General features: G+C 64.0%; 24 protein-coding genes. 21 read left to right on the top strand and 3 right to left on the bottom strand.

Annotation, left to right across the window (positions count from 1 at the left end; all coding sequences use genetic code 11):
• Positions 1-16: 16 nt before the first annotated feature.
• Both A8G15_RS06455 and A8G15_RS06450 read right to left on the bottom strand, forming a co-directional pair.
• Entirely contained in the window at positions 17-976 is a 960-nt protein-coding gene (locus A8G15_RS06455) for a hypothetical protein (RefSeq protein ID WP_068156883.1), read from the bottom strand.
• A 299-nt stretch (positions 977-1,275) separates the two neighbouring features.
• A complete protein-coding gene (locus A8G15_RS06450) occupies positions 1,276-1,707 on the bottom strand; it encodes a helix-turn-helix transcriptional regulator (protein WP_068156929.1) in 432 nt (143 codons plus the stop codon).
• Positions 1,708-2,118: 411 nt separating this feature from the next.
• Between A8G15_RS06450 and A8G15_RS06445 the strand changes: the two genes are divergently transcribed.
• From A8G15_RS06445 to A8G15_RS06345, 21 genes are all read left to right on the top strand, one after another.
• A complete protein-coding gene (locus A8G15_RS06445; RefSeq protein ID WP_245687733.1) occupies positions 2,119-2,772 on the top strand; it encodes a hypothetical protein in 654 nt (217 codons plus the stop codon).
• Positions 2,769-3,092 carry a hypothetical protein gene (locus A8G15_RS06440; protein ID WP_068156879.1) on the top strand — a complete coding sequence of 108 codons (324 nt, stop codon included), beginning with the start codon at positions 2,769-2,771 and terminating at the stop codon, positions 3,090-3,092. Before A8G15_RS06445 ends, A8G15_RS06440 begins: the two co-directional genes overlap by 4 nt.
• 408 nt (positions 3,093-3,500) lie before the next feature.
• Positions 3,501-4,886 (top strand): replication protein, encoded by a 1,386-nt coding sequence (locus A8G15_RS30470; protein ID WP_156665276.1) that lies wholly within the window; start codon positions 3,501-3,503, stop codon positions 4,884-4,886.
• Positions 4,887-5,043: 157 nt separating this feature from the next.
• Positions 5,044-5,652, top strand: coding sequence for a hypothetical protein (locus A8G15_RS29695; RefSeq protein ID WP_082899698.1), 609 nt, complete (start codon positions 5,044-5,046; stop codon positions 5,650-5,652).
• 332 nt (positions 5,653-5,984) lie between these two features.
• Positions 5,985-6,773: a ParA family protein gene (locus tag A8G15_RS06415; protein WP_024100448.1), complete on the top strand. Its 789-nt coding sequence runs from the start codon at positions 5,985-5,987 to the stop codon at positions 6,771-6,773.
• Positions 6,773-7,198 carry a hypothetical protein gene (locus A8G15_RS31685; RefSeq protein ID WP_245687732.1) on the top strand — a complete coding sequence of 142 codons (426 nt, stop codon included), beginning with the start codon at positions 6,773-6,775 and terminating at the stop codon, positions 7,196-7,198. The genes A8G15_RS06415 and A8G15_RS31685 overlap by 1 nt, the downstream gene beginning before the upstream one ends.
• Positions 7,199-7,384: 186 nt before the next feature.
• On the top strand, positions 7,385-8,524 hold the full coding sequence (locus A8G15_RS06405; protein ID WP_068156867.1) for a DUF2637 domain-containing protein: 1,140 nt from the start codon (positions 7,385-7,387) through the stop codon (positions 8,522-8,524).
• Positions 8,524-10,317, top strand: a complete 1,794-nt coding sequence (locus tag A8G15_RS06400; RefSeq protein WP_068156864.1) for a hypothetical protein — start codon at positions 8,524-8,526, stop codon at positions 10,315-10,317. The genes A8G15_RS06405 and A8G15_RS06400 overlap by 1 nt, the downstream gene beginning before the upstream one ends.
• Positions 10,318-11,112, top strand: a complete 795-nt coding sequence (locus A8G15_RS06395; protein ID WP_068156861.1) for a hypothetical protein — start codon at positions 10,318-10,320, stop codon at positions 11,110-11,112.
• 192 nt (positions 11,113-11,304) lie between these two features.
• A complete protein-coding gene (locus A8G15_RS06390) occupies positions 11,305-13,296 on the top strand; it encodes a cutinase family protein (RefSeq protein WP_068156858.1) in 1,992 nt (663 codons plus the stop codon).
• Between the two features lie 1,007 nt (positions 13,297-14,303).
• Positions 14,304-16,307, top strand: a complete 2,004-nt coding sequence (locus tag A8G15_RS06385) for an ADP-ribosyltransferase (RefSeq protein ID WP_342671553.1) — start codon at positions 14,304-14,306, stop codon at positions 16,305-16,307.
• A 54-nt stretch (positions 16,308-16,361) separates the two neighbouring features.
• Positions 16,362-16,550 (top strand): helix-turn-helix domain-containing protein, encoded by a 189-nt coding sequence (locus A8G15_RS06380; protein ID WP_012476975.1) that lies wholly within the window; start codon positions 16,362-16,364, stop codon positions 16,548-16,550.
• Complete coding sequence (locus tag A8G15_RS06375) at positions 16,547-17,638, top strand: ADP-ribosylglycohydrolase family protein (protein WP_068156852.1); 1,092 nt, start codon at positions 16,547-16,549, stop codon at positions 17,636-17,638. The genes A8G15_RS06380 and A8G15_RS06375 overlap by 4 nt, the downstream gene beginning before the upstream one ends.
• A 102-nt stretch (positions 17,639-17,740) precedes the next feature.
• Positions 17,741-18,337, top strand: a complete 597-nt coding sequence (locus tag A8G15_RS06370) for a hypothetical protein (RefSeq protein WP_156665275.1) — start codon at positions 17,741-17,743, stop codon at positions 18,335-18,337.
• A gap of 123 nt (positions 18,338-18,460) precedes the next feature.
• Entirely contained in the window at positions 18,461-18,634 is a 174-nt protein-coding gene (locus A8G15_RS30465; RefSeq protein ID WP_156665274.1) for a hypothetical protein, read from the top strand.
• Positions 18,635-18,985: 351 nt separating this feature from the next.
• Complete coding sequence (locus A8G15_RS06365) at positions 18,986-19,519, top strand: hypothetical protein (protein ID WP_156665273.1); 534 nt, start codon at positions 18,986-18,988, stop codon at positions 19,517-19,519.
• Positions 19,516-19,671: a hypothetical protein gene (locus A8G15_RS30460; protein WP_156665272.1), complete on the top strand. Its 156-nt coding sequence runs from the start codon at positions 19,516-19,518 to the stop codon at positions 19,669-19,671. Before A8G15_RS06365 ends, A8G15_RS30460 begins: the two co-directional genes overlap by 4 nt.
• Before the next feature lie 415 nt (positions 19,672-20,086).
• A complete protein-coding gene (locus A8G15_RS06360) occupies positions 20,087-20,938 on the top strand; it encodes a DUF6884 domain-containing protein (RefSeq protein ID WP_245687730.1) in 852 nt (283 codons plus the stop codon).
• 28 nt (positions 20,939-20,966) lie between these two features.
• Positions 20,967-21,368, top strand: a complete 402-nt coding sequence (locus tag A8G15_RS06355) for a hypothetical protein (protein WP_156665271.1) — start codon at positions 20,967-20,969, stop codon at positions 21,366-21,368.
• A gap of 90 nt (positions 21,369-21,458) precedes the next feature.
• A complete protein-coding gene (locus tag A8G15_RS32210) occupies positions 21,459-21,593 on the top strand; it encodes a hypothetical protein (RefSeq protein ID WP_281180601.1) in 135 nt (44 codons plus the stop codon).
• Positions 21,594-22,234: 641 nt separating this feature from the next.
• Entirely contained in the window at positions 22,235-22,582 is a 348-nt protein-coding gene (locus A8G15_RS06345; protein WP_068156839.1) for a hypothetical protein, read from the top strand.
• Between the two features lie 122 nt (positions 22,583-22,704).
• Here the strand turns inward: A8G15_RS06345 and A8G15_RS06340 are convergent.
• Positions 22,705-23,593 (bottom strand): IS30 family transposase (locus A8G15_RS06340; RefSeq protein ID WP_245687729.1); only part of this gene is annotated, 889 nt, incomplete at its 5' end.

Genomic DNA, 23,593 nt, shown 5'->3' with positions numbered 1-23,593 from the left:
GTTGGTGGGTGGTAGGTCAGGCGAGCTGTTCTTCGAGAGCAGCGTGCCGTTCTTCGACCAGGAGGATGATTGCCACAGGGTCGCCGTGCCGTTCACGGGTCGAATGCAGCGGAAAGGATGCCGCGAGGAACGGAACACCGTCGATCGTGATCTTCTGCTCTGCATCTTCTGGAGCGTCCGGCCTGGCCAGCTCGGCAAGGTCGACCTGCTCGAGGACTTGAGAGATGCGACTTTCTCCCAGTGGGGCGTGCCTTCCGACGGTGGTGATCGGGATCGTGTGGCGGGCTTCCACGAGCAGCAGCGTCGCATTGCTGTATCGGACGAGCGAGGAAATGTTCGCTTCGAGCATCTCTCGCTTGTCGAGCTGCATGGTGAGGCCGTAGAGGAGGCGCTGGTCGTTCTCACGTACTCGCAGCCGGCAGCTGGACCAGAAGTGCACCCAGGTGCCACCGGGCCGCAGGCTCCAGTAGGAATCGATGAGCAATCCGTCTTCGCCGGTCAGCGCGTCGTAGTAGCCACCGACCATGTTCCAGGCGTCTTCTGGGTTCAGGTAGGTGAACAGGTACTGGACGTGGCGTTCCTCGTTGGCTTCGCGGCCATCGCCGATGAGCGATGGGTTGTCGCCAGTGGTCCGGGTGGTCATCGCTGCCATGTCGAGAATCCACGCGTTGTAGGTCGGCCGCGGGCCGGGCTTGTCGGTCCCGATCCAGGCGATCAGGCCAACCGGTGTTCCGTCCGAGGCATCTACCTGGTGGGTTTCGATGTGCATGCCGTCGACTTGTGGGATCGAACGGCCTTCGAGGGCTGCGGAAAGGACCGACCTCACTACTGCTTCGCCGGTCTTGTCCAAGCCGAGCGATTTCGCCCTGTGCAAGGGCCGAGCGACGCGCTCCCCCGCGGCCGAGTGCACGAAGATGTCGTTACCTAGTTGGCTGCCGATGATGTCGACGGCAATCCATGTCCCCGAAAGTGCCATGCAGGTCAGGTTATGGGACGCGCCATATGGCCTATCAGCCGCCATATATCTGATACGGGTGATCGTTACAGTGATGTATGTCACAATGTTGCATTGTCCAATTTCTCTGGGTATGTTCCCTTCTGCTCGGGGGAGTGTCTCCTTCGTGCTCGCGCCAGTCGGTGAGTGATTCCCGTCTGGAAGCAGAAGGCCCACGAAAAATCGTGAGGCCTGCTTCCAGCTACCAGGAATCGGAGGACGGCATGCACAGAGCGAGCACCAGGATCGAGAGACGCGCCACGGCTTCACGAGCAGGACAATTACGCAGGCGCTCCCGGCGGCCTATTCCGAGCACGCTCATGGGCCGCACGCAGCTCGTCTTCCGAGATCCCGAGGGCTGCGGACAGTTTTTGCGCCGCAGAATCCGAGAGCGAAACCACGCCACGCTCCACCGAACTCACCGTCTGAGTGGGGAGGCCAGCCTTGGCGCCGAGCTGAGGCTGCGTCAGGCCAAGCAGCACGCGGAAGTCTCCCGGGTAGCGATCGTCCTCCGGGACCAACACGACGTCGGCGATCGTCACGCCCAGCACCTCGACAACGCGTGCGAGCAGGTCCACCTGGGGAGAAGCGGCACCGCTCTCCCAGCGACGAAGAGTCTCGGTGCCGACCTTGGCCAGTCGCGCAGTTTCTGTCTGCACAAAACCCGCCTCAAGCCGCGCTTGGCGCAATGCGTCCGGGCTGAACCCCCGTATGACTCGACGGCTCACCGTGCGCGTCCTCCTCGTGAAGTGGTCATCGCTAGACACTGTGCAACCCTCTCGATACGATGTGCGCATACGGGCAGAGAATTATGGCTGAATAGAATAAGGGTAGCGGGGTGGTGGAATTGAACACAGAAAAGGAACGGTCCCCCAGCTGTTGACGCAGCTGAGGGACCGTTCAGAGTGCAAGCCGACTGTTGACGCAGTCGGACAAGCCAGAGGAACGCGGGTTAGCCCCCCGCGACCTCGATTGCAGATATGGAGCCTGCGATGAACACGTTAGTTGGCACTGGGCCCTTACGCCTAGTGACGGCCCGCCCGGCCCCCCTTCGCCAAGGGACCCGGAGCGCACCTTCTAGCAGCAAAGATCCGCGCCACATCCTTGCTCGGCACCTGCCGAACATGACCGAGACCGCGTGCACGACCTGCCACTTCGTTTATTCCAAGGAACAGCCGCTGTGCCCGCCCGTCGCCGAGGCACTGCGCAAGATGGCGACGAGTGCGCCCACCAAGTCCCTCAGCAACTACTCGACGACCCAGCTCCGCTCGATGCAGCGAGAGCACTGCGGCACCGGTCGCTGCCGCCGGTGTGGCTTCGTCTACACCCCGAGCGTGCGGCTGTGCCCCACCTCGCGCCGTATCGCCCTGGAGCTCGAAACCCGGTTCAAAGCCCCCATCAGTGAGATCAAGGCGGGCAAGGGCCTGTGCTCCGGAAAAGGGACTGCGTGGACTGTCACGGGCAACGAGTCCGCCCCGTGGCGACAGGCCGTCGCCGCGTGTGCACAGTGCCCGTTGCTGGCCCAGTGCGCCACGGAGTTGGAACGCAGGCTCTCCAACGGTGAGAAGATCAGTGACCAGATTCTGGCCGGCCGGCTGTTCTCCACTCAGGGCGCCGAGATCGATATCGAGGGGTTCGACAAGTACGCAGACCGGCGCGGGGTGAAGACCAAGGGCCGGAACAGCCGTGCTCGGCGCCGCGCGGCTGGTTGCACGGCGACTGCTCCGATGCCCGCTGCGAGTGATCAGCTGACGCTCTTCGGGTCGGCTGCCGCATGAAGCCCGGGGCAAGCAATCAGGCTGCTGTCGATCGAGACGGCCGTGAATGGACGCTCTTCGCTCTTGATGGCCGGATGAAAGGTCGTCTCGCCCGAGAAGGCGCAGCTGCCATCCTCTGCGACCTCGACGAGCTGGTGGAGATGCACGGACCGTTGGTCCTGTCCTCTCCTCGGCTCACTGTCACCGGCGGGTTCGCTGCGATTGCCGACACTGTCGGCCTCGTGGCGTCCGATCCGGAAACAGCCTCGATCGAACAGATCCGGCAGGTCGCCGTATTCGCTCAGTCGATCCTCCTGCCGCAAGGTCGACAGAGCGCATGACCGATTACATGCGTCTCACCAATCCCATGCGTGCCTCCGCTTCGGAGAGTCCTGCGCATGGTGAGATATGGGGTGCTGTAGTGGGTCGAAAACACAGGAGGTACACCGATGACTGAGTGATCCAACGGAAAGGCCCAGCAACTAAACAGTGCAGTGATATAGCCCAAAAAAGAGAAGCCCCCAGGTGGGGGTGGGTTTCAGGAGGAGATCCGCCGAAGGATTTGGAAGATCCTTCACCACTTGAGGGAGATCGTCTGGCAGGACGATCACGCTCTGGGTGAGTGTCCGAAGTTGGCGCTTCAGATACTCGTTACTGCTTCCCCGAAGGGACTTACCTTGACCGGTACGTCTCAGGGTAGCGCACACCCTGAAACAGGCTCAACCGTTCAGTTTTCTACGACCCCCGGCGTGTCGCCCGAAGTCAGTGATGTCGACTTCCCCCTCCCCCAGCCTTTCGCTGACGAGGAATGGGAAGCGATCGTTGCTGCCGCGGTAGCGAACGTCGCTGCAATCGAAGCTGCTCAGGACCAGGACGACCCTGCCGAGGCAGCCGTCCAGGACCTGCTCGAAGCCCAGCCAGCCGGCGCGCGCGCCGCACTGACGCTGCCTGTTCCCGCAGGCGCCTGCGCTCGAACCCCGACCTGGCACAGCCGCCGGTACTGGCTGACGCTGTGCGAGTGGATCGCTGCCAACACCGACCGCGGGAAGACCGCTCTCAAGCACCACGGCATCGCCTCAAAGACGTTCCTGAAGGTCTGCGCGGCTCATGCCGAGTACGCAGACTCCCCCACCGGCCGTGACGTAGCAGCCACCCTCGCCACCCTTGCCAGTCGGTCGAAGCTGTCGACCGACCAACTCAAGCGCGGCCGCCGTGTCCTCAAGACGCTCGAGCTCGGCGTAGAACTCGCCCGCGGGAAGAAGCTCAACGGCCACGAACGAGAGGCTGCGGCGCGTCTCTACGCCCAGGCCCACGGACAGGCCCCGACACGGCTCCAGAGCGGCGCGGCGAGCGTGTGGGCGCTGTCTGCGCCGCTCTGGGCAGTGGAGGCTATGCCCGCCCCGGAGAAGCCCAAGAGGCGGTCACAGCGCCGATCGGCGCGGCGAGCACGGAAGACGGGAGCGTCCACTTTCCGCCCGGTTTCGTCGGTCCCGCGCAGGTCACCGCGTTCCGCACCCCAATCTTCTAGGGGTTCTTTTCTCGTGTGTCTTTCCGTTAGGAAAGATCACCAAGCGCACGAGCGCGCAGGCGAAGAACACTCAACACCGACCAGGATTCGTCCTCTGACGCTCCAGCGTGCAGCAGCGGAGTTGGTCGAACGCGTCCCAGCACTGCGTGCCGTCGTCGGCCTCGATGAGGCGACCGGGAAGCGTCGAGGCCACATCGGATCGGTCTGCGACCTGCTCGTCGAATCGGGAATCGACACAACTCGCTGGACAGGTGCCGACATCGCACAGGCCCTGAACCACGATGGTGCGGCCCGGGGCTGGCTGTGGCCGGCAGCCGAGACGATGACTTCCCCGCTGAGGTTGCTCGCGTTCCGGCTCTCCCAGCTCGACTGGAGCAGCCCGTCCCTGACCGAGCGCAAGATCCACGGCCGCGAACTGGCCGGAGAATGCCCGGCCGAGGCGGCCTACCGCCTGGTCAAGGCCCACCGACGGACTCGCGCGGCCGTCTCGGCAAAGCTGGCACCTCCGGCCTCTGACGAGCATCGACGAGCGATTCGCGAGCAGTTGACAGCTGACCTGGCAGCGAAGAAGGCGGCCCGCGCTATGGCCTCGGTACGTGTCGGATGACTACGCAAGGGGGACGTGCCATCGGACCTGCTCAGCGCGTCACGGCGTTCGGGAAATGGGCCACGCCGGGCCAAAAGCGCTGGCCTGAAGGCAACGAGTGCATAGGCTACGAAACGAGTCGCGTGAGCCTGGAGCGAGCAGGAGGACGGAAGTGACCATGAGCAGTAAGCAGGCCCCCCGTTCGCATCCCCGTGTCCTGGTCAGCCGATCGGTAGACGAGAGGCGGAAGGTCTCTCGCAACGCGGACTCAGTGAGAGAACGGCTTCGGAATGGCGCGCAGCTGATCGTGGTCGACAGTGGCGATCGGGTCATCGACCTGTCCGAAAAGGAACTGCGGGCGAAGCATGAGTGGACGCTGCGGATCGTGGGCACGTCGAAGGTCCGAATCCACCTCTCCACTCCCCTGCCGGCCACCGCGCAGATCGTTGCGACCGGAAGATCCTTCGTAGAGGTCACTGGACGAGTAACAGTGCATGCCTACACCCATGCCACTGTTCACGCATTCGATCAATGCACCGTTCACGCGTGGAATTACGCCGCAGTCAGTGCCTGCGACTCGGTCGTCGTCGTTGCGGTAGACGACACCGAGATCGCTGCGTACGACCATGCACGGGTGGACGCCAGCGATCGTGCTCGAGTCACCGCGGCCGACTCTTCCTCCGTGCGTCTTTCTGGAGATGCCAGCGCCGCTGTCGCGCGCGGCGTGAAAGTCACAGGCCCCGCTCGCGCCAACGTTCACGTCGCTTCCTCTGGCCTACTCACGTAGCCAGCCCCGCTGACAGCCCGCTCCCCTATAGGGGAGCGGGCTGTCAGCTGCGGAGTCAATCGGCGCACCGGCGCTATCGGGAGTGCTGGGGATCATGCCTCATCAAACGTTGCCTGAGCAGATAAAAGCGCACATGAGCTGCTGCAATGACAGACTTCGGTAGATAAATTGAGCACACCATACCTATGCGAACCAGATAGAAACTTCCGATAGGTGATCTGTGCTGTGCTGGAGGCATACCATGTTCTCTAAGACAAGTTCAGCTATCCTGTAGTACATAGAGTATATATAAGCTAATATTAGTACCCATATGGGAAACGAAAGGGGAGGGAATGACGATCACCGCGATCGCCAACCTCAAGGGCGGGGTGGGCAAGACGACCGTCGCCAATGGGTTGGCCCACGCCGCGGCCGCGGCCGGAAAGTCATGTCTGTTGATCGATGCGGACATGCAAGGAAACTCAACGAAGCATCTCACCGGGTACTCGGCGACCGAACCTTCACCGAAATCGCTCGCTGATGTTCTGGATCGCAATGTGGACCTTCCGGCCCGGGAGGCGATCATTCCTGCGCGCAGGGAAGCGATCCATGTGCTTCCCAGCGGGTTCGGCGATTTGCAGGCGGTCAGCGACCAGCTCGGCACCAAGCCGGGCGGGGAGATGGCGTTCGCTCGGGCGCTGAAGAAGATCTCCGGCGACTACGACCACATCTTGATCGACTGCCGCCCTGCGATCGATCTGGTCTCGCGCAGTGCGTTGTACGCCGCGGACAACGTCCTGGTCGTCGTGCAGCCCGAGCAGGATGCTCTCGACGGATTCGACGCAATCCGGGACGCTCTCGACGACATCGCCGAGTACATGGACAAAGTGCTCCCGCTTGCAGGCGTGGTCGTCAACCGGGTCGACGGCCGTCGCGGCGACCATGCCAAGTCGATCGAATACCTCAAGCAGTACGCGGCCGAGGACGGCATTGCGATTCTCGGCGACCTCATCCCGCAACTCGCCGACATCTCCAAGCTCACGAACGTCGGCATGGGATTCGATCAACATCCCAAGTCGCCGGCCTGGGCGCGCAACCTCCACGCGACATTTACCGAGATCCTCGAGAAGGTGGCTTCCTGATGAGTGGCATCCCAGAACCCACGCGACCGACGCCTCGCAGGGCGCGCAACACGTTTGCACAAGCCAGGGAATCCCTCGCGGCCGACGACGCAATCTCCGCAACGCCGGCCCCCGTTGCGCAACAGGCTGCTGCAACGCCGGCCCCCGTTGCGCAACAGGCTGCTGCAACGCCGGCCTCCGTTGCGCAACCGGCAGCACCCGCTCCGAAAAAGCGGAAGGTCGCCACCACCGACATCCTGCTTTCGGTGTCGGAGGAGCTGAAGGAGCGCATGGTTGCAACGCTGGAGCACACACGCCCGCGCACCGGCATCACCAGCCAGCAGCAGTTCATCCGCATTGCGATCGAGCAGCTGTGCAAGCGTCTGGAGTCCGACTTCAACAACGGCGAGGCATTCCCGCCTCCGGCGCAGGGAGTCAACCTATAGCCCATATGGGGCATAGGGGATATGGGTACAAGTATGGGCGTTGCACGTGGTGCAACACCTCGACCAGCGCCGTTGCGCAATTGCGCAACCCCGAATCCTCCAGCAGCCACTATGCAATGAGACCCCGCCGGCTGGTACCCGGCAGGGCCTCTGCGACCGGGACCACCGTGGAAGGAACCCCGATCTATGACCGACTTTAATCTCCGCGCGGCGCGACTTCAGCTGTACGGACTTCTTGCAGCGGTGCTCCTCGCGGCACTGCTCGCCGCTGGGATCACCACCGGCGCATTCATTCTTTCGTTCTCCGTCCTGAAGGACCTCGCTGTGCAAGGCATGCTCCCCGCTGAGCACGCCTGGATTTTCCCTGCGATCGTTGACGGCGGAATCCTCGGCGCAACCATTGCTGTGATCGTCCTGAGCAAGATCAGCGGGAGCGCAAAGGGGCGCAACTTCTTCCTCTGCCTTCTGATCGCCGTGGTGTTCGTGAGCGTTGCAGGCAATGCGTATCACGCCTATCGGGCCGCGCAGGATGCTGCACAGACCATCGCTGGAGGCGCCATCCTGGGGTTCAACCCCCTTGCACCGACGGTTGCGCCGATTATCGCGGTGATCCCTCCGTTGCTGGTCTTGGCCTTCACACATGGCATCGGCATCCTCATCAAGGCCATCGGATCGGCCTTCACCGAGTACAGCGAACTGGTCAAAGCTGCCGATGCAACGTCGACGTCCGTTGCGGCACCTGACGACATCTCCGGCGCCGATCCCCGTGCCGCTGCAACGTCAGCCCCCACCATTGCGTGGACTTCAACGGAACCCGCCGAACCTGGACCCGTCACGAAGACCGACGAGTGGAGCAGCGACGCCGCCGCTGCGTCCGAGCGGACGCCTGTTGCGCACGACGTTGCACTCATTGCGCACGACGTTGCACCTGTTGCGCACCACGTTGCATCCGTTGCACCTGAAGGCACGCCGTCGCCGACTCCCGAGATGGTTGTTGCGGATGACACCGCAACGGCCGCGATCGTCGAAACAGCACCGGCGCCTGAGCAGAGCACCCGCGTGCTCCTCGAGTTCATCGACCAGGTTCCCGGCCTCTCTGACGAAGTACGCGAGACCGCGCGGATGAAGATCAGCACTCCGGACTTGACGTTCGCGGCGATCGCCGAGCAAACCGGTGGTGTCGCAACCAGCACCGCATTGCGTCGCTACAAGAAGGCAGAAGAGGCAGCGCTCAAGGCTGGCTTCGCCATGCCGCCGCTGCCTGACTTGGGCGAAGGTTCCCTCGGTCGCGAACACGTCGAAGAACGCGAGCTGGTGACCAGCTGATGACCGACCGCAGGGGAGAAGAACAGTTCGCCCTCTTCGGATTCCCCGACGAAGGGGATCACGAAGAACCCAAGAGTCCCGAGCCCGAGACGATGCAGCCTGCGGTGGCGCCGGAAGAAAGCCCCGAGCCCGACGCAGACGGCACGGAACAAGAGGCCGGCACCACAGTCGAGGCACCAGAACTCAATCCGCGACCGTGGGAATCGCTGCCGGTAACCACCGATGCCGACGGCCACGCAATCATCGTCACTGCCGAAGCCACCTACACCCCCTCCGGTGCGCGACTGACCGGTCCGGTCGACTCGATCGAGAAGCTGGACAAGCTGCTGCACTGGGCAGCGCTGACCCCGCACGGACTCACCGCACAGGTGTGGTTCGTGGGGATCGATTCCTGCGCCCAGCTCGGGTGGACCATCGATCCTGGCAGCGAAGACGATGTCGACGACCTCGAACAGCTCCGTCAACGTGCCGCATCCGAACTCACCGAAGCCATCGCGGCGACACTGCCGCCGCTGATCGCTGCCGGCTGGGAGCTGCGGGGCGAGCCCGGATTCGTTGTGCACCTGATCCGCAAGGTCGGAACCGCCACCCAGATGGTCGACCTGATCCTCGAGCCGTACGTGTGGACGTACTGGAACAAGGACTTCGGATGGGGCAATCGGGTCGGAGACATGGGCATCCTCGGCAACCCCACCGTGGGCACCTATCTGCCCGACGACGACCTGCCCGCCGCCCGCGAGCTCGGCCGCCGCCTGGCCTGGTCCGCCAAACACCTCGACACCCTGCCCGGGCCTACTCCCGCTCGCACCGGCGCTGCGGTCCTGGACAAGATCCGCCGCGAACGTCTCCACACCGGCAAGGGCATCGTCGTCACCGCCGGCGGCCCGATCCCGCCGATCGACGGTGGACCGCGTGGGGACTTCGAGCCGGCCGCGGGCTGGTCCCGCATTCCCGACACCGACGATCTCGACGGTGCCACGGCACTGGTGACCATCGACCAGCGCGCCGCGTACCTGGCCTCCGCCGGCATGCTGTCCTTCGGCTACGGCCGGGTTCGCAACCTCACCGGCGCCGACGCCGCGGCCGCGGCCGCAGCCGACAAGCCCCCCTTCGGGATCTGGCGCGTGACCCTGCCCGCCGCGGGGCAGTACGCATTGCCGACAAAGCTGCCGCTGCCCCATCCGGCGATGCTCGACGACCAGCCCGTGCAGACCTGGATCACCACAGTCAGCCTCGACGGGCTGTGCGCACCGATCGCAGACGGCGGGATGGGCCTGGACCTCGACGATCTCGACATCACCGAAGCCTGGGTCTACGAAGAACAAGGCCGTGCCCTCGACAAGTGGGCCAAGGTGCTCCGCGAGGCCCGCGCGGTGGCCGTCGACACCAATGATGCGGCGATGAAGCGCTTCCTCGGTGCCTGCTACAAGGGCTACGTCGGTCGGATGGTCAACCCGGACATGTGGACCGCCACCCGTATGCAGCACCACCATCAACCGCTGTGGCGGGCGGCGATCATGGCGCACTGCCGCTGGCGTGGCCGCCGCGTCGCGATGCGCATCGCCCGCGAGACCGGACGCTGGCCGATCCGCACCATGACCGACTCCTGGGTCTACCTGGTGGGGGAGGGGCAGGATATCGCCGACGACAGTGACGCCTTGGGCAAGATGACTTTGGAGAAGCATGTAGAGCTGACCGACGAGATGATCCTGTCGTTCGCCGCGGCCGAGACCACCCACGATGTTCGCCTCACGATCGCTGCGGCCTACGGTTCCCAGGACGAGGAGGACTAGATGGCACTGCATCTTCCCAAGCCCCGATCGAAGTCCGTGGTGCAGAAGGCCGTCGGTCTCGACGGCATGAAGGTCAAGGTCGCCGCGGCCGCGGCGGCGGGGGTGGCCAAGGCACAGGAATCCAGTAGTGGACTGGCCGGCCTGACCGCAAAGGTCCCGATCAAACAGATGCGTAGCGAGATCGGCAACGACGGTCTTCGCCAGGCCGCGATCGATGCCGGGGCTAAGCCTCCGTCGGACCGCACTCTGCGCCGGTGGGCGCAGCAGGACCGCATTCCTCACACGTCGATCGCCGAACTCGCGCAGCGCCGCGCCGCAATCGCGCGGCTCGGCGGGGTCAACGAGGTGGCGAAGAAGATCGGTCGCAGCCCGTCGTCGGTGCGCAAGTACATGTCGGGAAAGACCAACGAGTTGCGCAACGACGCAAAGTCCAAGCTCAAGGCCGCAAAGGCTCAGGTCACCATGCACCAGGCCGGCGTTCTCAAGCCGGATGGAACCCCGAAGATCGCCACCATCCGTGTCACCGGCCGCGTGCATGTTCGCAATGGTGATGAAGCCGGATACGACTTCCGCACCCGCACGCTGGACTTCGGTAACTCCGACGTCCCATTCAGTGCCGAAGAGTCTCAAGCTCTCGCTGCGGCACTGGCCAACGACGATCAGGCGCGTGTCGTGGCAATCCTCGAACGCCATGCCACCCTTGACTATCCGGAGAACAAGGGTTTCGACGCTTACGGTGATCAGTTCGGTTTCCACTTCGATGCTATCGACAAACTCGACGTCACCTGGCACTGAGGCACTGTCACCGAGGGCCGCTCCGCTATGCGAGGCGGCCCTCGGCGGTTTTGTGCATGTCATTGAGGCTAGATATTTGCGCAGTTCAAGAGGCACAAATGTGGTCCGATGAAGGGTTCACCCCGTTGGGGAAAATCCCGGTTGTGGGTGAATGTATGCAGGCACATTCCCATTCGGCCATCAGAGGTGCCCATGCCTGTCAGACGTTGGAGGTCCCGCCGCACTGTTGCGCTGGTTGCCACCGCGACCGTCGCAAGCGGGGGGGTGCTACTCACTGTGCCCGCGATTGCACATGCGGCTCCGACCCATTGCGCGTCGACATTCAACCTCTTCATTCCCGGCACCTGGGAGACCGACGAGAACGCTGATCCCAGTCAGCCGGTGGGCATGCTCAAGCCGGTTGCAGACGCGCTCGAGAACACCCACGGCAGTGCTGTCGAGGTCTACACGTTGCCGTACATGGCCAGAGCCTTCGACAACGGTCATACCTACGCCGACAGCAAGGCCGACGCGGTGTCGAAGGCCAAGCAGGTTCTCGCCGACGTCGCGAACTCGTGCCCCCGAACGAAGTTCACGATGATCGGCTACTCGCAGGGCGCGGACGCTGCCGGCGACATCGCCTCCGACATCGGCAACGGCAGAGGACCCATCGACGCCAGCCGTGTACTCGCAGTCGGTCTGTTGGCAGATCCTGGAGCAGGAACGAAAGGGTCAGCGACTGTAGGTCCGCGCACTTCCGGGCAAGGCATCGCTGATCCTCGACCCCAGGGAATGGGGGCCTTGTCCGGCCGCGTCGCCTCGATCTGCGACCCGGGGGATCTGTACTGCTCGATCGAGAAGGGATCGAGCCCGTTGCTCGGTTCACTGGGGTCGATCCTGAGCAAGAGCTCAAGCGTCGGTGATGTCCCCACTGCGGAGCCTGGGGGCAACACGCAGCTCGCCGCGGCTCTGACCTCCGACTTTTCTGATGCGGATCTGCCGGCCCTGGGTACCAAGGTCGCCACTCTCGGGCAGCAGCTGACGGCACCCACTGTTGATATCGACCAGGTGGCCGATACCGCCCGATCCATCGCGAATACCCTCGCTCCGCTGACCGATCTCCTCAGTTCCGGTGCAGCGAGCCCCGCGGCGAACGGTCAGCTCGCCGCCGCACCGGTCGGGACTGCCGAGCACAATGCTAGTGAAGTCCTCACCCGCGCGGGGCAATCCGACCTCGAGAGCGCCTTCAGTGCGGCCCTCAAGATCGCCGACACTGCGAGCACCCTGACCGGGGATGCCTCCGCCGGTCTCCCGTCCTCTGCGCCCGAGATTCAAACGCTTGCCGACGATGCGAACCTGCTGACCGGCCAGGTCGCACCGCTGGTTTCCACCCCTGTTGATGCGCTCAGTTCGGCCACCAGTGTGCTGTCGGTGCTCAAACCGACCGTGGTGGTCAACCAGGTCCTCAACGTCGCTACCGGCGTGACTTCCTTGGACCTGCCCGGCATTCTCAACAACCTGGCCCTGCTGCCGCAGAAGGTCGCTGCGCTCGACGCGCAAGAAGCCCACCAGATCGCAGGTGAGTTGAACAACCAGTTCTCGCCGTTGGTGAAGATGGCGGCGGAGGTCGACATGCGGTGGGTCTCGCAAATCCTTGCGGTCATCCCGGACCCATCCGGAGCGACACAGATCGCTGCCCTCGTGTCGTCGATCTTGTCGAACGTCGATGTGATCAGACTGGCCAACATCGTTGGTCAGATTCAGGAGATCGCGTGGGCAGCTCTCGAAAAACTCTTCCCGCCGCCGGGAATCGCGCCTGATCCAGTCGGTGCGGGAGCTGCAATGAGCGGCCTGCTGCCGGTGGGGCTGGACCTGGCATCCGTTGCGGTTGACATGCTCTCGGGTAAGGCCACCAAGACCCCGCCGGAGCTGCTGGGCAAGCAGGCGAACGCTGTATCGACGAGTATCACCACCCAGGCCGCGAACCTGGATCTTCCGCAGCTGTCGGACTCTCTGGTCACGCTCTCGCAATCCCAGGGTGCTCAGGATCTCGCCGCGTTGGTCAGTGAAGGGCTCAGTGCTGCGAGTTTCTTCACCTCTGGCGCTCACACCAACTACAACACTCTCGTGGTCGACAACGCCGGGCGAAATGCCATCCAGTGGCTCTCCGACTGGCTCAATCTTCAGATCGGACGTGCCGTATGAGTTCCCGTGCCCACAATCCGTCTGCCCGCTGGACCTGGTGCGCTACATGCGCTCACCGGGGATATCTCACCCGCGGTGACGCGCGGGCGGTCCGGAGGCGTCACCGGGGGGAGAAGGGTCTGGCTGTGTTCGCGTGCCCTCACGTTGATGGTCTCTTCCACGTCGGGCACCGTCCTGATGCGTTGAGCAGCGGGGAGATAGACCGTGACTTGCTGCGTACCCAAGCGGTGCGGGCCGCTGCGGCGGGGCGTGTGACGTTGTGACCAAGGCTGTGGGCGTTGGTGTGCTCGTGGGGTTGAGCGCATTGGTCTTCGCGGGACTCGGCGACCTGGTCGGCACCCCCGCTCGCGCGGAAGCAACGCATGCAGCAGCGGTGGGGGCGGGAGCAAATGAGGTCGCGCCGGCCGTTGGCGATCTCATCGCGGGTCTGACTAAGGTCGACGAGCTCCCTCCTGCCGCTAGCCGGCATGCGGACACAAACAAGAGTCCGGTGTGGGTTGTTACCGTTCCGCTCGCGACCGATGGGGCAGATCTCGGCGGCCTTCCCGATAGAGCGTCTGATTGATGGGTAGCCCTGCCGATGCAGGGGTTTTCGCTCCCGCAAAGACTGCGTACCGAGTTGTAACAATGCAAATAATCATTGTAATGTTGTGGTTGAGTTGGACCGGTGGATCGGTCGACGTCATGTAAGCGTGCGGGGCCGAGAGGCCGGTGCGAACGGGAGGGAGGTGAGCGATATGACCGGCTGCGCACGTGCCGCGGTGAACCTTCGTCTCCTCCCTGGGCTTCCGCCCGTCCTCTGCGGCCGAATGCGCATGCAGGCCGGTAGGGGGGACGTGCCGTCTCCCCAGTACGATCCGGCTATGTGCCGCTCTAAATCTCATGGATCAGGCCGTCGATGCCCGGGTTGCGGGAGCTATAAAGCTGCTGCGAAAGCCAACGGAAATCGCCGACTTGCACGCGAGGCGCGCAGGAAGGTCGTCGAGCATCTGAAGGAACAAGGGTTGGTGGAGTCCGCAGCTGCCGTTCTGGCTGCGCCGCCGAGTGTTCTGAAAGAGTTCATGGAAGGGCTCGGAATCGACCCGGAGATCCTGGGCAAGACGCCCATGCCGAGCACGCACGCTAACCCTCCCAGCGCGAAACTACTGATCGCACAGGCAAAGGCCGAGCGGGACAAGCTCGCGGCGCTGAAGATCACCCCGGCTCAGGCTGCTCTCGATGCCGCCGAAGAGAACGTCGCCGCGGCCGATCATGATGAGAACGAAGCGCGAAAGGCGGTCAACCGCTACCGGACCCGACTCCGCAAAACGAAGAAGGAGCTGGAGGCAGGAACAGGTACCGCCGAAGCTGTCGCCGAGCAGCAGAAACTGCTCGATAAGGCCAAGGACGCATATGTCGATGCTCAACGGCGGCAGGCCGAATCACGCGACGATCTGGCGGCCGCGAAGTTCGGCATGCGGGAGGACATGAGCAGCGACGAAGAGCGCGACGCGTACTACGCAATCCTCACCGGCGACGAGGTCGCCGCGATCACTCGGTCGTACAACCGTAAGTACGCCGCTGAAGCAACGGCCGCCATCGCCGAGGGACCGGTTCTGGCACCTACCGGCGTCGCGCGTGACACCGACATCTACAAGGCCGGCACCATTCCGATGGAAACCGGATCGGGTGTTGAACAGGTCGAAGGCCGCTATCTCGACGGAGGAACCGCTATCGTTCGCCGCGGATACAGCGACTTCGTCGTCCTTCAGCGCAAGGGCGACGCGTATTACCCGGTGGCCACCGCGAACGGAAAACAAGATGCCCTGGCCAAGGCCAATCGCATCCCGATCCTCGTCGACCCCGGCGCGTTGCCCGAGGGCGCAACCGACATGCAGCGGCAGGCACACGCCATTCGCGGCGACGTACTGCTCAACGTCGCGCGCCAGTCGGCCGCCGGCAAAGCCCCCACCGCCGAGATCCAGCAGAAGATCATCAACGACGGCTACAACGGCGCTGTCGAGAAGTTGACCGACTCGGTCGGAGCCGGCCCGGTCCGTGCCGACATCTACGCCGGCGTCAAACGGCACAACAAGCGGCTGCGGGAGCAGGCTGCGATCGCAGCGGGGGAGAAGGCCCACGCCCAAGCGCTGGCTGCTGGCAAGTCCACGGCGCAGGCCAAGCAGGCATACGTCCGTGCGCATCGCCGCGCGCTGGGCACCGAAACTCGTGGTGGCGGAGTGGTTCCCCACTTCGACCACAAGATTCCGCCGGAGAGCCTGGGGGAGGAGAAGCACAAGAGTCTGTACCGCAGTGGAATCAGGGCCTTCGGCAAAGAGACCGCCGATGACTACGCGGTGATCCATCAGCGTGCCGGCGATCTGAAGGCGTGGGGGTTCTCGGTCAGCGGCGACAAGGTGAAGACCTCCGACCTGTCCAAACTGACGGCGCACAATGCCACGTTCGTGAACAAGGTGCTCGACAAGTCCGAACGCAGCGCGCTGACGACCTACACCGGCGGCAGTTACCACGCGATCAACGCTGCAATCACCGGCCGTGATCCGAACCCTTCCGGGTCGACGAAGACCACGGTGTCGGGGATCGAGTCGGCGTTCGACAAGTTCAACGAGCACAACCCGAACATCGAGCCGATGACCGTCATGCGGGGCACCCGTGTGCCGAGCGGATGGAAGGGGACAGCCGCCGAGTACATCGATGCCACGTTCACGGTCGGATCGAAGATGCAGATCGGCAAGGTCACCAGTACGACGACCAAACAGGCAACCGCAAAGGGATTCGCCGGACATCCGCCGTACATGATGGTCATCCGTACCCGCTCTGGGCTGCCGGTCAAGTCGATCTCGCTGCACAGCGGCGAAGACGAGGTCATCGTGCCCACAGGCACCGATCTGCGCTGTGTACGCGTCGATCACCACGGTGTCCACGGCATGCCCACGGTGTGGCTCGTAGCTGAGGACCTGGTTGCCGAAGCCGATGGCGGTACGCATCCGCCGCTCAAGGCAGTAGCGTAAAAACCATCATTGAACTGGGATGACGGCACGTCCCCCCTCGTGAGAGAAGGCATCATGAACTCGAAGTTGACCGACGAACAGCTCGACGACATCCGTGAATACCTCGCCCAGGGGATGAGCCCGGACGACATCGCAAACTACATCGGCCGTGTCGCCGACCTCGATCTCATTGAGATCGAGTACGTGCGCACCGCGGCCAACGAACTCGAACACGAGAACCAACAACACGGGGAGAAGCCTTGACCGCACCTACTGCCGATCGTCCCGTTCAGCTCGCGCGGTACAGCAACGCACTGACCGGTCTCGCTGCCGGCGACGCCTGGGGCTACCAGGTCGAGTTCTCCTCCTACGCTTCGATGCCGGCCTACCCGGTGCCGGCGCCTGCGGGGGAGTGGATCATCAGCGACGACACCCAGATGACCCTCGCCCTGCACGATGCGCTCACCGAGGTCGCCGACTTCGACGACATCGAGGCGGTCACCGCCGCCATCGTCCGGCACTTCACTCTGTGGAAGCTCGACCCCGACAACAATCGCGCCCCAGGCCGCACCTGCATGGGATCACTGTCGAACCTGAGTGCTGGCGCGCGCTGGTACGACCAGGACGGTGCACATGAATCTGCCGGCTGCGGGGCCGTGATGCGCTTGGTGCCGGCCGCGTTCGCTCCCGAGCCGTACTGGCGGGGACTGACTGCTCTCCAGGCGGTGATCACCCACAAGCACCCTCGCGCGATCGTGCCGGCACTGCTGCTCGCTGACGCGGTCCGGCACGCTCCCGAACGCCGCGGCCGATTCCTCGAGCGCGCTCTGACCGCGGCCGAGCGGATCTTCGACGGTGTGAGCGAGTGGTTGTCCGATCCCTACCTCGCCGATGTCCTTGCCCCCTACCGAGGGGACGTGTCATCAGTGCTGGTCGAGGGGTTGAACGATGATGTTGTGGACATCCTCGTCACGGCCGCGGAGACGTTGGACCGCCTCGCGTTGGTGGACACGACCGAGTACGGCGACCCGTGCACGGGCATCGGCGAAGGGTGGGAGTCAGCCAGCGCGATCGCACTGGGACTCCTCGTCGCAGACCTGGCCACGCTGCCGGAAGACCGACAGATCAGCTCCGGGAATAACTGGGGTGGCCCGCAGGCGCTTGCCTGGGCGGCGACCAGCAATGGGGACTCGGACTCGATCGCCTGCATTGCGGGCGCACTTATCGGTGCCGCGCAGACGACGCCGGATTACTGGCGCCTCGCTGGGCTGGCCCCGAGATTCGAGCCGCGCTACGCCGCTGCGATCGGGTCGGCATCCTGCTGCCTTCCCGGGGATTCGGTGGTGCGCTGACCTGAGCGCACCCAGTAGGTGAAATGCGCTGCGTCCTGCCAAGGTGGCACATCCCCTCTTTGGTTCGAGTGGGCCCGAGGCATCACAGCGAAAGGGAGCGAATTGCAGGTCGAAGCAGTAGCAACGGGCGCGATGATGATCGTCGGCGGAGCGTGCGGGTTCGTCTGGGCGCCCCGCGTCGCTCCTCGATACGGCAGTGCAGCCGTTTTCTACGGGCGAGCCTGGTTGCTGATCCTGGCCGCGTTCGGGGCGCTGCCCGTCGTCTCGATTCTGGGGTTGCCTGCGCGGGTCCAGGACGCAGTCAGTTCGGTCGTGATCAGCATCGGTCTCGCTGCCGGCGTGTGGTTCCTCGTTCAAGGCGTGCGCACTCGTCGTGCGGAGTTCCGGGAGCAGCAACGTGATTGCCGAAACCGAGGTGCAGTCCCTCCGCGGTACTTCTGGTCGCCGTGGGCGATCTTCGGGTGGACTGCCGCGCTCGGAGGTCTGGTCGTCGTAGTGGGCGGAATGGCGGTGGCGTCGGCGATCGCGGCCATGCTTGGCTTCCAGACGCAGGAAGAAGTCGACAGGGCGTCACAGACGGCCGCGAGCGCCATTACCGCCGGAATCTTCGCTCTCGTGCCGGTAGCTGCGGCATTGGGGCTGTGGCTCTGGTGGCGTCTGCGCAGCGAACCCTCCGAGCTGCTGGTTTCTGTTTCCTGACACACTCAAGAATGGACCGCTGAACTGCGGTTATGGCACGTCCCCTTTCAGTGTCGACGATCGTCTGATGTCCCCTGGATGAGACTTACCGTCTGCGGTCGAACCGGGCGGCAGGAGAAAACCGTGAATCTCTCTCGCGCAGAGTACGGCCGCTGGGTTGTGCAGTCCGGCCGGATCTTGGCCGTGATTCCCTATGCCCATGTCAGTGCGCAATCGGTGATCGAGCAGATGTACTTCGGTCCAGGCGCACGGCGCCGTGCTGAGCGCTGGGTCACGTCGGAGTTGGCATCGCCCTGATCGGAAAAGGTGTTTGACCTGCTGCGACGTCACATCCCGAAGACGTATGGGGTATTAGCTCCCATATGGATATGCCTCAATCTATCGAACATGTGTTCTACGCTAAGGGGCGGAGTTAAGGGGTGATCAGCTGTGGAGTCGAAGGTCGACACGATCGCGCACCTGCGAAACCGGATTGCCGCGATTCCCGGCCGGCCGAATGACCCACGTCTGCGTCCGTCGTCGACCGCGCGCGGGCCGCACACCGAAACAGCCCGGCCGCCGGCCTTCGGAGCGGCACGGGGAGTCCTCCCTGTCCCCGAACCGCTCGCGCCCCTGCTTCCGCACGGCGGACTGCTCCGAGGGTCAACTGTGCACGTCACCGGCGCGACGGCTCTTCGGCTCGGGCTCCTGGCCTCGGTGACCGGCTCGGGAGGCTGGGCAGGGGTGATCGGAAGCCCCAGCCTCGGATTGCTCGCCGGCGTGGAAATGGGAGCGGATCTCGCTCGATGTGCCCTCGTTCCCGACCCTGGTGCAGACCCCCTCGCCGTGGCCGCCGTGCTCCTGGACGGACTCGACCTGGTTGTTCTCTCGCTCGGTGGTGCCAGCATCCCTCCGAGTCGTGCACGTGCCGTCTCCGCACGCACCCGCAACAACGGCGCGGTACTCGTTGTTGCCGACGGAAGTTGGCCGACTGTGGATCTGAACCTCGACGCTCGGGTGGCCGGCTATCGGGGTCTCGGCGGCGGAGACGGTGGCCGCATCACAGGGCTGGACCTGACCGTCGAGGCGCGTGCCAGGGGACGGCTGCCGCAACGAGGGAACATCACGCTCACCGGCCACTCTGACGGTCTCAGATGGATTTCGCGACCGGCAGCCCCAGAAATGCTGAAGGTTGCGCAGTGACCGGTCCCGGACTCGACGACTGGGATGAGCAGTTTCCAGGCATGCCGATCCTGTGGCGGCCACCCGAACCCATCGAGGTGATGGTCGATGTCTCCCGAGCTCTACCTGCCGCAGAGGATTCACTCGTGTCGATGGCCTGCCACTGCGTGTGAGGGCCGGGGGTATTCGGCTCGAATCGGTAATGCGAGCGACCCTGCACGCCTGGATCAGGGTCTGCGACGGACGCTGGCTCGCCCAGGTGCGCCTTCCGGTACGCTCCTCCAGCGGCCGCAGCGGCGCCGAGCTGTGGTGGTGGGTGGATTCCGTCTTCGTGTTCCCCGCGGGCGAAGGGGCGCAACTGTAGGCGAGTTGCCCGAAAGGCATCGCATCATCAGGCCGAGGCGCGATCATCGCACCCGCCCGCAACAGCCATGAGCGCCCAGATGGCATGTCCCTTCGGTGGGGATCTCGGATGACATGGCGACGATTCGTCGAACCATCTGTCCGTCCTTGGTCGATTTCTGATGTCACTTATCATCTAGTGCAATCGAACCCGAGCCAAACAATACAAAGAAGTAATGTAATGTAATGTTGGTCTGGTTGGTGAGCGGTCGCCCCAACTCCAACGACGAAAGCAGCGCACAACGTAATGTCGCCGATCTACACCCCGACTTTCCGCTACGACGACCCGACTCTGACTCCGCCGGCCCCTGGCGTGCCCTGATCGAGGACATCGGACTCGTCGAGTCTTTGCCGGGGATCGGTCCGAAGAGCGGCGGCGGATACATCGGATTCCCGATCTCGATCGGACCCCTGCACACCCGCTTCCTCCGGCCTCACGACGGCGTCGAAACCACGTTGCCCAACACTGATCTTCGGCTGTGGCGCACCCCGTTCCTCGTCGCAGCCCACTCGCAGAACTGCTTCGACCTGCCCGACCGTCCCGGCTGGGACTGGCTGCGATGGACTGTCGCCGACCATCTCGCACACGATGCTGCCGCCGCCCGCGCGGACGAACCCCTGGTCATCGTGCCTTGCGGAGCAACGAAAGACCCGACCCCCTCCAAGATCCCGGCAGGGCAGCGCTACACGGGCACCTACCACCGACTCGGCCTGCGTGCGGCCGCCGCGCTCGCGGGCCCGAATGCCACACGCATCCTCTCCGCGCGCTTCGGTCTGGTACCGCTGCATCACCTGATCGAGCCGTACAACCTGCGCCTTGGCCAGCCCGGATCGATCACAGCAGAACGACTCCGGGAGCAGGCCGCCGACCAGGGGCTCCTCGACCATCGCAACGTCGTGCTGTTCGGTGGTCGCGACTACACCACGCTCGCGCAGCAGGTCTGGCCTCATGCACACACACCGTTGGCAGGCACGAAGGGTATCGGCGAACAGCAGAAGCGACTCGCAGAGATCGCCGCATGCGGCCAGCTGCACTGATCACCACACCGACACACTTGGAGGATCTATGACCGAACTGCTGCCAGAAAGCCACGGAGTCGAATCAACCCAGGGCACTAGAACCGGCGTTCTCGCCTGTGGTGCTTTGCGTGACGTCACCTCCGAAGCCCGTCGCTTCGGGATCTTGCTGCCCACCGCAATCACCGATCGCGCCTGGAAGCACGCCATCGCGTGGCCGGAAGCCGACGATGCGCTTCGCCGCGAAACAGGCCGCGCCTGGACCGTCCTGGCCCACGCCGCTCGAGCGCTCCTGCGCGCGCAGAGCCTCGGCGCCGCCGGACTCCAGCTGTTCAACTTCACCCCAGCGCCTGCCCTGGACGGAGAAGACCTGCTCACCCTCGGCGTCGAGATCGGCTCCGGCGACACGGGGGAGCCCGTCGTGACCATCACCACCGCCGCCGACCACTGATCTTCCAGGCTCTTGACGGCGGTAGCGGTCGCGGCATTCGCGGTGACGATGTGGCTGGCCGCAGAAGACGAGTCATCCATAGGGATTCGGGTGGGGTCTTTCGCGCTCGGTGCCGCCGCGGGCCTCATTCAGCTCCTCGCGCTGCGGGCCGTCGTCCGCCATATTGAACAGCTCAGATTGGCTGTCGGTCTGGCTCTGCTCGTCATCGTGCTGTTGCCGGGCTGACCTATCTGGCCGCTCGCGCTCACATGAAAGGCCGGCACAACTACTACACCCTGGCGGCTCCGCTTCGCGCCTGGGTCGTCCCGGCGAGTGCCTCCACAACGCTGGCGATTGTTGTGCTCGTGATCGAATCGATTCCTCAAGTATCTGACCAACTGTCAATGGGAGCGGGTTCATTCGCGCTCGTGACAGTTGCTGCCGTGGTTTGGCTCGTCCTCCATCTGTGCACACCCGAAACGCGGTGATATCCCCGGAGTGTTCACCCAGTTGGTCGATTCCCAGTACGTGTGGTGCTATATCGACCGCACGTAGCGCCCCCCGGCTACGTGAGTAAGTCGCCCCTGTTGTCTGGCCTACCCCGCCACAGATGACAGGGGCGCGGTCATTTCAGGTGGTCGCCGGTGTTCTTCTTCGATAGCCGCCTTTCGGGGTGCGGTAATGGTGAAAGTGGGGCGACGGGAGGCAAGGCGTACTCGTCGTTCAGAGTGCGTATCTGGATGAGGGTTGCAACTATACAAAACCCTATTGTAATGTTGTGGAGTGTTCGGCGGTGCGACACCGCGAGGTTCTACGCCTCGGAATCCGAAACACCTTGGCGAGCAGACACTGCCGATCAATCCATCCGACTACCTTGAGGAGGGCGCATGAACGCCTACGCTGTCGAGATCCAGGCCAGCACCGGATACGAGTTCAAGAGCCAGACCTTCACCATCGTTGTCGACGCCCCCAAGGGCTACGACCAGGCCGAGCGTCGTGGAATCCGCCGTGCGATCGAACGCGCGGCAGAGTGGAACGCCGAGCACCCGGAGGCGATCACTCCGCGCTTGACCGACACGAGCGCCTATCGCGTCGTCTCCATCCGCGCTCACGTCGACGACGTTGCAGTCGCTCCCGCGACTCCTGTCGTAACAGGACAGCACGGGGCAACCCTCGTTGTGGCAGTGGACCTGAACGCAGTCCTGGATGCCCTCGGCCAGCAGACGAAACGCTGACTGTTAGCTCGGGCCACCTGCCGCCTCACAGCTGTGCCCATTGCGACCAGAGCATCCGCTGATACAGACACAGCGAAGGCCCCACGAGTTGGCGGTTTCAAGGGGTCGACGCAACACCGCTGTTAGTTGGTGGTGATTAGATCACGCAGACGCTCGGCTGGGGTATCCCAGCCGAGCGTTTTGCGTGGCCGACCGTTGAGCTCCTGAGCGACATGCTCGAGATCCTCGGGACCGTAGACACTCAGGTCGGTGCCCTTCGGGAAGTACTGCCGCAGGAGCCCGTTGGTGTTCTCGTTGCTGCCCCGCTGCCAAGGGCTGGCCGGGTCACAGAAGTAGACGGCCATGTCGGTGGCCATGCTGAACTGCTTGTGTCGGGCCATCTCGGCACCCTGATCCCAGGTCAGCGACCCACGCAGATGCTCCGGAAGGGTCCTCATGGTGGCGATGAGCGCGTCCCGCACCGATTCGGCGTCGTGCCCATTCGGCAGGTGCAACAGCATCGTGTAGCGGGTGCTGCGTTCGACGAGGGTGCCGATCGCGGTCTTGTTCAGCTCACCGGTGATCAAATCGCCTTCCCAGTGCCCGGGCACGGCCCGGTCGGCGACCTCGGCGGGACGGTCGCTGATCATGATCATCGGATCGACGAACCGGTGGGTGCGCTCGTCCTGTTTCCGCTGCTGCTTGCGTCTGCCGCGTCCGGTTCGAAGTGCTTGCTGCACTTCCTTTTTCAATCCTCCACGGGCCTGGAAATACAGTGCTTGGTAGATCGTTTCGTGGCTCACCCGCATGCTTTCGTCGTCGGGGAAGTCCCGACGCAAGCGATGCGAGATCTGCTCCGGCGACAGCTTCCGGGACAAGCCTTCCTCGACCGCTTCCCTCAGGACCGTGTTCCGAACCAGTTTGGACTGCTTGGGCCGCGCCCGGGCTGCGGGGGTAAGTCCCGGGGAGTGGTGGGAATCGGCTGAGGGCATCCGGCCAGGTCCGCGGCGTGTCGCTCCCTCGATGAGAGTG

Source organism: Rhodococcus phenolicus (genome assembly GCF_001646785.1).
In the GTDB taxonomy this organism is placed as follows: Bacteria; Actinomycetota; Actinomycetes; order Mycobacteriales; family Mycobacteriaceae; genus Rhodococcus; species Rhodococcus phenolicus.
The sequence above is the reverse complement of the archived record's forward strand: the minus strand, read 5'-3'. Positions and strand labels throughout refer to the sequence as shown.

Coding starts and splice junctions, on each gene's coding strand:
- A8G15_RS06455 (WP_068156883.1), bottom strand. CDS start 976: ATGGCACTTTCGGGGACATGGATTGCCGTCGACATCATCGGCAGCCAA.
- A8G15_RS06445 (WP_245687733.1), top strand. CDS start 2,119: ATGACCGAGACCGCGTGCACGACCTGCCACTTCGTTTATTCCAAGGAA.
- A8G15_RS06440 (WP_068156879.1), top strand. CDS start 2,769: ATGAAGCCCGGGGCAAGCAATCAGGCTGCTGTCGATCGAGACGGCCGT.
- A8G15_RS29695 (WP_082899698.1), top strand. CDS start 5,044: ATGAGCAGTAAGCAGGCCCCCCGTTCGCATCCCCGTGTCCTGGTCAGC.
- A8G15_RS06415 (WP_024100448.1), top strand. CDS start 5,985: ATGACGATCACCGCGATCGCCAACCTCAAGGGCGGGGTGGGCAAGACG.
- A8G15_RS31685 (WP_245687732.1), top strand. CDS start 6,773: ATGAGTGGCATCCCAGAACCCACGCGACCGACGCCTCGCAGGGCGCGC.
- A8G15_RS06405 (WP_068156867.1), top strand. CDS start 7,385: ATGACCGACTTTAATCTCCGCGCGGCGCGACTTCAGCTGTACGGACTT.
- A8G15_RS06400 (WP_068156864.1), top strand. CDS start 8,524: ATGACCGACCGCAGGGGAGAAGAACAGTTCGCCCTCTTCGGATTCCCC.
- A8G15_RS06395 (WP_068156861.1), top strand. CDS start 10,318: ATGGCACTGCATCTTCCCAAGCCCCGATCGAAGTCCGTGGTGCAGAAG.
- A8G15_RS06390 (WP_068156858.1), top strand. CDS start 11,305: ATGCCTGTCAGACGTTGGAGGTCCCGCCGCACTGTTGCGCTGGTTGCC.
- A8G15_RS06380 (WP_012476975.1), top strand. CDS start 16,362: ATGAACTCGAAGTTGACCGACGAACAGCTCGACGACATCCGTGAATAC.
- A8G15_RS06360 (WP_245687730.1), top strand. CDS start 20,087: ATGTTGGTCTGGTTGGTGAGCGGTCGCCCCAACTCCAACGACGAAAGC.
- A8G15_RS06355 (WP_156665271.1), top strand. CDS start 20,967: ATGACCGAACTGCTGCCAGAAAGCCACGGAGTCGAATCAACCCAGGGC.
- A8G15_RS06345 (WP_068156839.1), top strand. CDS start 22,235: ATGAACGCCTACGCTGTCGAGATCCAGGCCAGCACCGGATACGAGTTC.